General features: G+C 72.7%; 7 protein-coding genes and 1 pseudogene. 5 read left to right on the forward strand and 3 right to left on the reverse strand.

The window, feature by feature from the left end:
• The first annotated feature begins 164 nt into the window (after positions 1–164).
• The 4 genes from OG618_RS34720 (at position 165) to OG618_RS34735 (ending at position 5,322) form a co-directional block, all read left to right on the forward strand.
• Positions 165–1,208 (forward strand): substrate-binding domain-containing protein, encoded by a 1,044-nt coding sequence (locus OG618_RS34720; RefSeq protein ID WP_329491604.1) that lies wholly within the window; start codon positions 165–167, stop codon positions 1,206–1,208.
• Between the two features lie 130 nt (positions 1,209–1,338).
• Positions 1,339–2,946, forward strand: coding sequence for a sugar ABC transporter ATP-binding protein (locus OG618_RS34725; protein ID WP_442906908.1), 1,608 nt, complete (start codon positions 1,339–1,341; stop codon positions 2,944–2,946).
• Entirely contained in the window at positions 2,943–3,983 is a 1,041-nt protein-coding gene (locus OG618_RS34730; protein ID WP_329491606.1) for an ABC transporter permease, read from the forward strand. The genes OG618_RS34725 and OG618_RS34730 overlap by 4 nt, the downstream gene beginning before the upstream one ends.
• 277 nt (positions 3,984–4,260) lie before the next feature.
• Complete coding sequence (locus OG618_RS34735; protein ID WP_329491607.1) at positions 4,261–5,322, forward strand: LacI family DNA-binding transcriptional regulator; 1,062 nt, start codon at positions 4,261–4,263, stop codon at positions 5,320–5,322.
• Positions 5,323–5,400: 78 nt separating this feature from the next.
• Here OG618_RS34735 and OG618_RS34740 read toward each other — a convergent pair whose 3' ends face one another.
• The 3 genes from OG618_RS34740 to OG618_RS34750 all read right to left on the reverse strand — a co-directional run bounded on the left by OG618_RS34740 (position 5,401) and on the right by OG618_RS34750 (position 10,671).
• Positions 5,401–7,881: an RICIN domain-containing protein gene (locus OG618_RS34740; protein WP_329491608.1), complete on the reverse strand. Its 2,481-nt coding sequence runs from the start codon at positions 7,879–7,881 to the stop codon at positions 5,401–5,403.
• 89 nt (positions 7,882–7,970) lie between these two features.
• The gene (locus tag OG618_RS34745) at positions 7,971–9,410 is read right to left on the reverse strand and encodes an RICIN domain-containing protein (protein ID WP_329491609.1); all 1,440 of its coding nucleotides are present in this window, start codon (positions 9,408–9,410) and stop codon (positions 7,971–7,973) included.
• 664 nt (positions 9,411–10,074) lie between these two features.
• Positions 10,075–10,671: a DUF1349 domain-containing protein gene (locus OG618_RS34750; protein WP_329491610.1), complete on the reverse strand. Its 597-nt coding sequence runs from the start codon at positions 10,669–10,671 to the stop codon at positions 10,075–10,077.
• A gap of 297 nt (positions 10,672–10,968) precedes the next feature.
• On the opposite strand from OG618_RS34750, the pseudogene OG618_RS34755 reads away from it, so the two are divergent.
• Positions 10,969–11,693, forward strand: a pseudogene (locus OG618_RS34755) (hypothetical protein).
• Positions 11,694–11,806 lie beyond the last annotated feature (113 nt).

The following is an 11,806-nucleotide window of genomic DNA, read 5'->3' on the forward strand; positions in this document are numbered from 1 at the left end:
TCTGAGCGTTATTGCTGATCTCGCCTCGCCGTCCTTGCCCGCTTTCCCGGTGGCGCCCCGCCGCGCCTCCGCCGCTGCACCCGGTGGGCCGTTCGCGGCCCCGCCCCCTCCCCCCACACCACCGTGCGGGCACCGACCCGGTACCCGCGCTAAGGAGCTCCCCCATGTTCCGTCCCCCCAGCCGCGCCGCCGCCGCAGCCGGCCTTCTCCTCACCCTGGGCCTGGCCACCGCCTGTTCGACCGGTCAGGAGTCCGTGAAGTCGGGCGACGCCTCGGTGGCGCCGGTCTCCGGGAAGATCTCGATCACCTACCTGCAGAAGCAGGGCGACCAGGAGTACTTCGTCGGGGAGGCGGCGGGCGCGAAGGCGAAGGCCGCGGAGCTGGGGGTCGACCTGAAGGTCGTCAACCTCGGCAACGACGCGAACAAGACCATCAGCGAGGTGCAGTCCGCGGTCGCGCAGAAGACCAACGGTGTGATCATCGTGGTGCCGGACCCGGCGGTGGGGCCGCAGGTCGTGCAGACCGCGCGGGATGCCAAGGTGGCGCTGCTGACCTCGGACGACCAGATCTGCGCCAGCGGGCCGGACCCGGCGGCGTGCTCGAAGGACGACCTGGTGTCGCGGATCGGGTTCTCCGGGCTGCAGATGGGCGGCGAGGTCGGCAAGCGGGCCGGTGAGGAGTTCAAGAAGGCCGGGTGGAACCCGGCGGAGACCCGGGTGATCTCGGCGTGGAAGCAGGACGTGACGGTCTGCGGTGACCGGGTGAAGGGCGCGAAGGAGGCGTTCGCGGCCGCGGTGCCGGGGGTGCAGAACATCGACGTGGCGACGGACAACACGCCGACGGGCGCGCAGGACAAGATCGCGGCGACGGTGACGGCCAACCCGGGTGTGAAGAACTGGGTGCTGTGGGGCTGCAACGACGAGAACGTGCAGGGCGGGGTGACGGCGCTGCAGAACGCGGGCGTCTCCGCGGACCACGTGGTCGGGGTGGGTCTGGGCGCGTACCTGGCGTGCAAGGACTGGAGCGGCGGCAAGCCGACCGGGATGAAGGCCGCGCTGTTCATCAACGGCAAGGACGTCGGCGCGCTGGCCGTGCAGACCATGTACGACAAGCTCAAGAACAGCAAGGACTTCCCGAAGGAGGCCTTCGCGCCCACCACCATGGTCGACGCCACGACCTGGCAGAGCGCCGGAGTCACCTGCAGCTGACCCCCCTGAACCGGCCCGCCCCCACGCCCCCACGGGGCCGGCCCGGCCGCCTCCGGCCCCGTCATGGTCGGAGGCGGCCCCTCCACCTGCCTCCGGCACCCTCCCGCACTACCCCTTGAGGTGATCCGTCATGACCACAGCGCACGGCCCGTCCAGTCCAGGGTCCCGGCCACCCACCGGAGCGGCCGCTGTCGTGGCAGTCACCAAGCGGTTCGGCGCCGTCCAGGCCCTCGGTGGCGTGACCCTCGACTTCCCGGCCGGTCAGGTGACCGCGTTGATGGGGGAGAACGGGGCGGGCAAGTCGACCCTGCTGAAGATCCTGACCGGTGACCACCAGCCGACCGAGGGCCACGTCGTCCTCGACGGCCGCCCGCTGGCCCTGTCCTCACCGACCGACGCCCGCCGCGCCGGGATCCGGATCATCCCCCAGGAACCCGAGATCATCCCGCACGTCTCGGTCGCCGAGAACGTCTACGCCGGCTCCCTGCCCCGCAAGGCCGGCCGCCGCCTGGACCGCGCCGAACTGCGCCGGCGCATCACCGCCGACCTGTCGCGCCTCGGCTTCGCCGGCGTCCTGGACCCCGACCTGCTCGGCTCCCAGCTGACCCCCGCCCAGCGCCAACTCGTCGAGATCCTGCGCGCCCTGACCGGCGACGCCAAGGTCATCGCCTTCGACGAACCCACCTCCTCGCTCTCCGAGCACGAGGTCGACGCCCTGTTCGCCCTCATCCGCCGCCTGCGCGACCAGGGCGTCGCCGTCATCTACGTCTCCCACCGCATGCAGGAGATCTTCCAACTCGCCGACCGCATCGCCGTCCTGCGCGACGGCGCCCTCGCCGGCGTCCAGGACGCCGCGACCACCACCGAGGGCGAACTCGTCCGCCTCATGGTCGGCCGCGACCTCAGCAGCATGTTCTCCCGCCAGGACGTCGCCACCGACCGCGTCGTCCTCGACGTCCGGAACGTCACCACCGACGCCGTCCACGACATCACCCTGCGCGTCCACGCCGGCGAAGTCCTCGGCCTCGCCGGCCTGATCGGCGCCGGACGCTCCGAACTCGCCCTCGCCCTCGCCGGCGACCTGCCCATCCACTCCGGCACCGTCACCCTCGACGGCGAGCGCCTGCCCTCCGGCAACCCCGGCGCCGTCATCCGCGCCGGCCTCGGCCTGGCCCCCGAGGAACGCAAGGCCCAGGCCCTGTTCCTGCAGCGCTCCATCCGCGACAACACCTCCCTCGTCGTCCTGGAACGCCTGCGCCGCCTGCGCTTCGTACGCCGCGGCGCCGAACGCGAACTCGCCCAGGACTACACCGACCGCCTGCGGGTGCGCACCCCCTCCATCGAGCACGAGGTCCGCAAACTCTCCGGCGGCAACCAGCAGAAGGTCGTCCTCGCCCGCTGGCTCGCCCGCAAGCCCAAGGTCCTCATCCTCGACGAACCCACCCGCGGCATCGACGTCGGCGCCAAGGCCGAGATCTACCAGATCATCGCCGACCTCGCCCAGGAAGGCATCGCCGTCCTGGTCATCTCCTCCGAACTCCCCGAAGTCCTCGGCCTCGCCGACCGGATCGTCGTCATGCAGAACGGCCGCATCACCGGCGAACTCGACCGGGCGGAGGCCTCCGAGGAGGCCATCCTCGCCCTCGCCATGGCCGACGACCTCGCCGGGACCGCCTCCGCCGGTTCGACCGCCCCGGCCCGCCCGACCGCCCCCACCCTCCCTGGAGCACCCCGATGAGCACGACCACCCCCTCCCCGGCGGTGAAGAACCGGCCCGCGCCCGCGCCCGCACCCGCCGCGCGCCGGAGGCCCCTGCTCGCCGCCGTCGGCGGTCAGAACCTGAGCCTGATCGGCGCCCTCGTCCTGGTGCTGGCCCTGTTCGGCATCCTGAACGACAACTTCCTCAGCATCACCAACATGCAGGTCATCGCCGAGGCCGCCACCATCACCGGCCTGCTCGCCGTCGTCCAGACCGTCGTCATCATCTGCGGCGGCCTCGACATCTCCGTCGGCTCCCAGGTCGGCATCGCCTCCGTCGTCTCCGCCATGGCCTTCACCTCCGCCGGCTCCAACGCCCTCGCCGGCATCGCCGCCGCCATCGGCATCGGCATCGCCGTCGGCATCCTCAACGGCGTCATCATCGTCTACGGCCGCGTCAACCCCACCATCGCCACCCTCGCCGGCCTCGCCGCCTACAAGGGCATCGCCCAACTCGTCTCCAACGGCCGCGCCCAGGGCTACGTCCTCAACAACGACCTCTTCGTCTTCCTCGGACGCGGCAAGATCGCCGGCCTGCCCGTCATGGTCTGGCTCCTCATCGTCGTCGCCACCACCGTCCACCTCCTCCTCAAGTACACCGACATCGGCCGCAACATCTACGCCATCGGCGGCAACGACACCGCCGCCCGCCTCGCCGGCATCAACATCAACAAATACCTCGTCTCCGTCTACGCCCTCATCGGCATCGTCGCCGCCGTCGCCGGCATCCTCCTCACCGCCCGCACCGGCTCCGGCCAGCCCACCTCCGGCAGCGAAGGCCTCGAACTCAAGGCCATCACCGCCGCCGCCCTCGGCGGCTGCGCCCTCAAGGGCGGCAAGGGCGGCATCGGCGGCACCCTCCTCGCCGTCGCCCTCCTCGGCTGCCTCGAGAACGGCCTCACCGTCGAAGGCATCAACTCCTTCTGGCAGAACGTCGCCCAAGGAGCCCTCCTCGTCGCCGCCGTCGTCATCCAACAGCGCCGCAACGGCGAACGCGCCATCGGCCTCCCCGCCTGAGGCCTGCCACCCTCCAACCCCCTGATCCTCCGCCCCCTCGCGGAGCCGGACAGCGGCCGCCCCATGGCTGTGGCGTCCGCGGCTCCCCGGGAGGGCGGACCGGCGGCGCGCCGCTGAGGGTCGGCCGCGCCGCCACCGGCTGCCGGTTCCCCCGCCTCCTTACGGGCGGGCGGGGCCGGCAGCCTCCTTTTCTCAGCGCATTCCCAGGGCCTGCGCCGGTGGCCCCGGGCGGCGCACCGTCTACGATGTTCACGCAGACACGAGAGAACGGACCGGTATGGACCACAGCGTGACGCCCGGCAGCACCACCCGCGGCAAGCAGCGCCCGCCGTCCCAGGCGGACGTCGCCGCGCTCGCGGGCGTCTCCTCCCAGACGGTGTCCCGCGTGGCCAACCACCGTCCCAACGTGGAGCCCGAGACGCGTGACCGGGTCCTGTCCGCCATGCGGATGCTGGGCTACCAGCGCAACAGTGCCGCCCGGGCCCTCACTCTCGGGCGCTTCCACGTCCTCGGTGTGGTCACCTTCGACATCGCCGCCCAGGGCAACGCCCGCACCCTGGCCGCCATCTCCCGCGCCGCCCAGGCGGCCGGGTACTCGGTGAACGTGGTCTGCGCCGAGGCCCAGACCGAGGACGCCGTGCAGCAGGCCGTCCGCCAGCTCACCGACCAGGCCGTGGACGGCCTGATCGTCATCGAGGCGCAGATCCTCGACCGGCGCGGCTTCGACATCTCCTCCGGCGTCCCGGTGGTCGTCGCCGACGGCGACCCCGAACGCTGCTTCCCCTCGGTGGACACCGACCAGGCCGCCGGCGCGATCGCAGCCACCCGCCACCTCCTCGACCTCGGCCACCGCACCGTCTGGCACATCGGCGGCCCGCAGGACTCCTACGCGGCGCGCCGGCGCGCCGCCGCCTGGCACAGCACGCTCAAGGAGGCCGGCGCCCCCGTCCCGCCCCTCGCCCTGGGCGACTGGACCGCCGCCTCCGGGTACGAGCTCGGCCGGGAGCTGGCCGCCCGCCCCGAGGTCACCGCCGTCTTCGCCGCCAACGACCACATGGCCCTGGGCCTGTCGCTGGCCCTGCGCGAGGCGGGCCGCCGGGTCCCGGAGGACGTCAGCGTGGTGGGATTCGACGACGTCCCGGAATCGGCGTACTTCGCGCCCCCGCTGACCACCGTCCGCCAGGACTTCGAGGAGGTCGGCCGCCAGTGCGTCGCCCTCCTCCTCGACCGGATCGACCCGCCGGGCGGACAGCGCGCCGGGACGGAGCCCGTCTCCGTCACACCTCACCTGCTCGTCCGGTCCAGCTCGACCCGCCCCCCGGCCGCCGGCCGGGCCTGAGCACCGCAGGCCTCCCGGGCGCACCACGGGTGCCGGGCCGCGGACGGTGATCACCGTCCGCGGCCCGGCACCCGGTCGTCAGCTCAGCTTGATCTGCTGACTGCGGCCGCCGCCGCAGGTGGTCTGCACCAGCGGGGCGCCCTCGGCGGTCGAGGCCCCCGAGATGTCCAGGCACTTCCCGCTGTGCCGCGCCAGCAGGGTGAGGTAGCCGCTGCCCGTGCTGCGCACCGACCACTCCTGGTTGGCGCCGCCGTTGCAGGTGTACTGCACCAGCGGGGCGCCGTCGGCGGTCGAGGCCTCGGTGACGTCCAGGCACTGCCCGCTGCCCCGCGCGACCACGTTCACGTAGCCGGGGCTGCTCGCCCGCAGCGACCACTGCTGGCCGGTGGCGCCGTTGCAGGTGGACTGTACGGCGGGCGCGCCGGCCGTGCCGGGGGCGCCGGGGACGTCGGCGCACTTGCCGCTGCTCCGCAGCTGGAGCGCCTTCCAGCTGTCGGGTGCCGTGCTGCGCAGGTTCCAGGACTGGTTGCTCCCGGTCGTGGGCCGGTAGACCCCCACCGGAGCCCCGTCACCCGTGGACGCGCCCGTGACGTCGAGCAGGTCGCCCGTCGCCTTGTTGACCAGGGTGCCGTGGCCGTCGCCGTTGGTGGAGAGCATCCACAGCTGCTGCGCGGACGAGTTGGCCGCCGCGAAGCCGAGCGTGCCCGGGGTGGCGGTGGCGGTCAGGGCCTTGCCGTTCGCCGTGTTGGTCAGGCGGTAGGCGGCCGTGTTGTCGGAGCCGCCGGAGACCTTGGTGAACTTCCACTGCTGCGCCGGGTCGGCCGGGTTGGCGGGGTGCTGGACGGGGCCGCCCTGCGCGCTCGCGGCCGCGGACAGCGCCAGGCCGCTGTTGTCGTTGACGAGCTGCCGCACCTGCCCGGCGGGGGCGGCGGCGGTCACCGCGGCGTCGGTGCCGATGGCGCCGGGGATGACGAAGGTGGTCACCGAGCCCGGGCCCACCGTGGTGGTGAGCGTCTTGGCGGCGGTGGCCCGCAGGTCGCCGTCGCGCTGCAGGTTCTTCCCGGCGTCGGTGGTGTAGCGCTCGACGGGGGTGGTGGTGCTGACGCTCTGGAAGGCCGCCAGGTCGAGGGTGACGCTCTGCGGCGCGCCGGTGGGGTTGGTGTAGACCGCCACCGTGCCCGTGCCGCCGGGGCGCAGGGCGGCGAGGGTGTTCGCGGAGTCGGTGGTGATCACCTGGGCCCCGGGCCGGATGAAGCGGCTGTAGTTGGCCATGGCCCAGTACTTCTTGTTCTTGCGGATCAGCTCGGCGCCCGGGTTCGTGGAGGTGAAGTCCACCTGGACGAGGCCCCAGTTGGCGTTCTCGTGGGCGGGCGTCATGTTGGCGTAGTCCTCGACGGCCTGCCACATCACCCAGGCGCTCGGCTCCAGCTCCCGGATGTCGTCGGTGACGTGCTGGGCGAAGTCGAGGGCGGGCGACATGTCGGTGAAGCTCTGCGGGACGGTGCCCCCGAGGTCGACCTCGGACATCCAGAGCGGCTTGCCGGCGCCCTTGGCGATGTCGCGCGCCCCGGTGCGGCCGCCGGTCTCGTACGTGTGGGTGTTGAGCTTGCCCACGGTCGAGCGCACCGCCGGTGCGTAGGAGTCCCAGTCGGAGCGGAACAGGTCGGGCCTGGTCTCGTCCATCGCCGAGACCGGGGTGCTCACGCCGGCCGCGTCCAGTGCGCCGCGCAGCGCGGTGACCAGGTGGGCCTGCGAGGCGACGTCCCAGTGGGAGCCCTCCTGCCTGCCGCCGGCGCCCCAGTAGGAGGTGCTCGGCTCGTTCATCGGGGAGAGGGCACCGAAGGTCACGCCGGTGGCGGTCTGGGCCCGCTGCAGGGACCCGGCCAGGTAGGCGGCGAAGCGGTCGTACTGGTCGGGGCGGAGGTTGTCCTCCCAGCTGTTGGCCGCGCCGGAGACCAGCCCGCTCCTGGTCATGAAGTAGGGCGCGGAGTTGGAGAAGGCCTCGAAGGTGTCCGCGCCGCGGGTCTTCGCGGCCTTGAGCCACCACTGCTGGTTGGCGTCGGCGGCGGCGTTCCAGTGCGTGGGGTCGGCCGGGTTCCACCAGTCGGCGGGCTCGGTCCAGCCGGCGGTGCCGGAGGCCGGCGGGCCGAACGCCGCGGGGCGGTTCCAGTACCCCGGCACGGCGGCGCCCGGGCGGAGGTAGGGCGTCGTCTCGGGGCTGTCGCCGCCGCCGATGTTGTAGCGGGCGACGGTGAAGCCGAGGCCGTCCGGGCCGAAGAGGTCGTCGGCGAGCTGGGAGCGTTCGGCCTCCGGCCACCCGCCGGTGACGTTGGCGAACCAGGCGAGGGAGGTTCCCCAGCCCTGGAACGGCTGCTGCTGGTAGCCGGGGTCGAGCCGGACGGTGACGTGCGCGGCGGCTTCGTCGGCGAAGGCCGGCGGGGCGCTCAGCGTGCCGGCCGCCAGGGCCGCGGCGGCGGTGACGGCGGCGCCGAGGCCGGTGCGGGCCCGGCGGGTGCGGGCTCTGCCGGCGCGGTCGGTCGGTTGCTTGCGCGGGGACACGGGTCCTCCTGGGCTGATGGTGGTCGGGCAGGGCGAAGCCCCTCCGCCGGACACGGTGGTGGTGGAGGGGCTTCGTCGGGGGGCTCGGGTCAGACGGTGGTGCGCTTCCACTGCTGGTTGGTGCCGGTGCCGCAGGTCCACTGCTCCAGCGCGGTGCCGTCGGCGGTGGACTGGTTGGTCACGTCCAGGCACTTGCCGCTGTGCCGGGCGATCAGGCGGACGTAGCCCGTGGCACCGGTGACCTTCTGGACCTGCCACTGCTGGGACGGCCGGCCGTCGCAGGGGTTCTGGACGGCGAGCGCGCCGTCGGCGGTGGACGCGTCGGCGATGTCGAGGCACTGTCCGCTGTGTCGGGCCATGATCTGGGCGTAGCCGGTGCCGAGGTTCTTGATCCAGAAGTTCTGGTTGGCGCCGTTGCCGCAACCCCACTGGATGAGCTGGCCCGCCCGGGCGAAGGAGTAGTCCCGCACGTCGACGCACTTGCCGCTCTGGCGGCCCGTCAGGCTCTCCCAGGTGGCCTTCATGCCGGCGACGACGCCGGTGGCGGCGTTCACGGTGATCTGCGGGGAGTAGCCCATGGTCATGGTGGTGGCGGTCGGGAACGTCAGCGGCAGCCAGACGTACCGGGAGTCGTTGACCGTCCCGCCGCTGGCGTTGCCCCAGCGGTCGCCCATGTACAGGTAGCCGGTGCCGCCGCTGCCCTGGACGGGCAGCACGAAGGCGGTCTGGCTGGAGTAGGTGACGGAGTCGCCGATGTCCTGGAGGTCGCTCCAGGAGCCGGTGACGCTGGTGGCGGTGCCGTACTTCTGCTGGTTGGGCGCCCAGCCGGTGGCGTGGGAGGAGAGCAGGAAGTAGACGCCGTCGCGCTTGAACATCGCCGGCGCCTCGCGGGACTGGCCGTTCCACAGGCTCTGCACCTGGGCGTCGATGCCGGTGTAGTCGGCGGTGAGCCGGTAGACGTGCAGGTCCCGGTTCTCGTTGGCGGCGGAGATCATGTACCCCGTGCCGTCGTCGTCCACGAAGGTGGTGATGTCACGGGACATCTCGCCCAGCGGCCGGAAGCTGCCGCGCCAGGTGTAGCTGCCGTCGACGGTGGAGGAGACGGCCACCGCGGCCCGGGCCTCGCCGTAGTCCGCGCCGTTCTCCTTGTGCATCCACATGACGAACTGGCCGGTGGCGGCGTTGTACATCACCTTGGGCCGCTCGATCACGGCGTACTGCAGCTCCGGGTCGGTGGACTGGCTCAGCACGTGGCCGCGGAACTCCCAGGTCCGGAGGTCGCTGGAGCGGTAGCTGGAGACGTAGTGGAAGGTGTTGTCGGCGTTGCGGTCCTCGCCGAACCAGTAGTAGTACTTGCCGACCTTGATGACGCCGCCGCCGTGGGCGTGCACCGGGTTCCCGGCGGTGTCGGCGAACTGGGTGCCGTTGGTGATCGTCACCGTGGCCGCCTGGGCGGTGCCGACGCCCTGGAAGAGGGGGAGGAGCAGCGCCAGCAGGGCGCCGAACAGGATCGTTCTCAATCGCGGCATGACTTCATACCTCTGGGTCTCGCAGATGCACGCGTGACGGCCGCGTCCGGTCCTGGTGGCGCGGGACTGCCAGGGCCGACGTGCTGTCAGGCACCCTGTTTCAGGGCATGCCTGACGTCAAGTTCCCGCGCACGGCGAGTGCGGTGGGGGCGGGACCGTCGTGCGGGCATCTTGGGTGGGGGTGGAATTCGTCGTGCGGGGTCGAGGACGGCGGGCCGGTGGAGCGGCGCGGCGCAGGGGCACTCATTCCCGGTGAAGGAGCTTGCGCGCCGGATCGACAGGCCGGGGGCGGCCTTGTGGGCAGTCCCCGGCGTCCCGTCCGCGGCGTCCGGAGGATGACCGGGGAGCAACCGTCTGCCTGCGCCCCCAGCGCGTCCGTCGCGGGGATGTTGGCGCAAACAAGCGGTCGACGGAGAGTCTCGGAGCGCCGTCCGGCAGTGTCAAGGGTTTCGTCCAAGTTGCGCCCGGACGGGACGAATCGGCCCATCCGGTAAACTGCGCGTTACCGGTCCATCACTTCTCCGTGACGGAATCGGCGGTGCCGCCCGCGGAAGCGACAGGATCCCCCGGGCGCGCCGGGGGTCCTGGTGTGCGTTGTGGTCCGAACATGTGGGTTTCCGGGGTATCCCTCCGGGGGCCGGCGGGCCGCGGCCCGCCGGCGGGCTCAGCGGCCGTCGAACAGGTGGGCCAGCCGGGTGGGCGTCAGGCGGATGTCGTCGAAGTCGACGCGGCAGCCCTCGCCGACCGGCGACTGGACTTCGATGCCGACCCGGACGGGAGCCGGCCCGTCCAGGGCGAACTGCCTGATCAGACGCCAGGTACGGCCGTCGGAGGAGACGTGGAAGGCGAACGCCGGCGCGATCCGGCTGATCCGTAGCCACAGTGCGTCGCCCTCGACCGGTCCCGCGACCGCGTCGTCCGAGCGCCCGCGGGTGACCACCGAGTAGACGCTCGGTGCTCCGTCCGGTGACTGCTCGAAGTTGAGCTTCGCCCAGTGGTCGGCGTCCGACCGGACGATGAGGGCGCCCGCGTCCCACGGGGCCCGGAACCCGGCCCGGAGCCGGGCCGAGAACTGCCAGTCCCCGTCCGGCGGGTCGACCAGCGCCGTCGCGGCGTTGCGCCTGGCCTCGCCGGTGAGCGGGTCGGTGAAGACGTCGGTTCGGGGGGCGGCGGTGACGGACAGGACGTGGCCGGCCAGGGAGCAGGCGGCCGGGGCGGGCACCCAGCGGAGGGGGGAGGCGAATGCGTCGTCGAGGCTCATGGCGTCATTGTCGACACTGGGCGAGGGGGATCCACCAAAGATCCACAGAATCAGCCAGATCCGATCGTTCGGCCGTGATCCGACGAGTCGCCCGATGAAAGGTTGTTGCATTGTGGTGACTTCGGTTTAATGCTGTGCGTTAATGGAGAGGAGGTTCCTGTGGGAGGCGCATCATGAGCAAGTGCACCGGCGACGTCGGCCGCCCCGGGCGGCGCGGTCGGGGCCCACCTGCCGTCGGCCGCCCACCGTCCCACCGCGCCGCGCGTCCCGACAGAACCGTCCGCGAGGGGTGCCGGCGTGCACGGGACGGTCACCAATCTCGCGGACGGCCGCGAGCTCACCTACTACCACGTCGAGGCCGGGACCGGCCGCGACACCGCCGACAGCCGCCCGCTCGAACCCGCCCCGGGCCACTCCGAAGCCAGACTCGACCCGGTGGCCGGCGACTGGGTCACCATCGCCGCACAGCGCCAGGGCCGCACCCACCACCCACCCGACCACGACACCTCCTTCGCCGACCTCCCCGAGGAGCGGGCCCGCCTCGTGCTGGACGCCTGGAGCGACCGAACCGCCGCACTGTCCGCCCTGCCGGACGCCGCCGAAGGCGTCGACACCCGCCGCCTGGTCGTCAACGGCGAACGCGGGAGCGCCTTCGTCCCGTTCGCCGCCCGCCGGCCCTACGAAGTCCACCTCCACCCCAAGCGCCGGGTGACCGACCTCACCTGCCTCGACGCGCACGAACGGGCCGAACTCCCCACCTTCTAGCTGGACTTGCTGTGCCGCTCCGCCCGCCTCTGCCACGGCGGAGCGGGCCGGCCGGCCCCACTCCCCACGTCGCCGCCTGGCACCAGGCCCCCAAGCGGGGCGGGGCGGAGCCGGCCCCGCACCTCGAACTGTTCACCGTCCGCCGGACGGCGGACCGGCTCACGTACCCGGCCGGCGTGGAGCCCGGGGCCGACGCCTTCGTCAACGACGTGTGCCCCGAGGACGCCGCCCGCCGGCTTCGCGAACTCGCCGCGTAGACGCAGGTGGCGGCCGGGTCGGGGGTCTGGCGGCCGGCCCGGCGGCCCGCCGCCGCAGGGCGCCCCGAGCCCTCCCGAGCGCCCTGCACCCGGCCCCGGGAGGCCGGGGGCGG

Origin of the sequence: Kitasatospora sp. NBC_01246 (genome assembly GCF_036226505.1) — a bacterium.
Lineage (GTDB): Bacteria > Actinomycetota > Actinomycetes > Streptomycetales > Streptomycetaceae > Kitasatospora.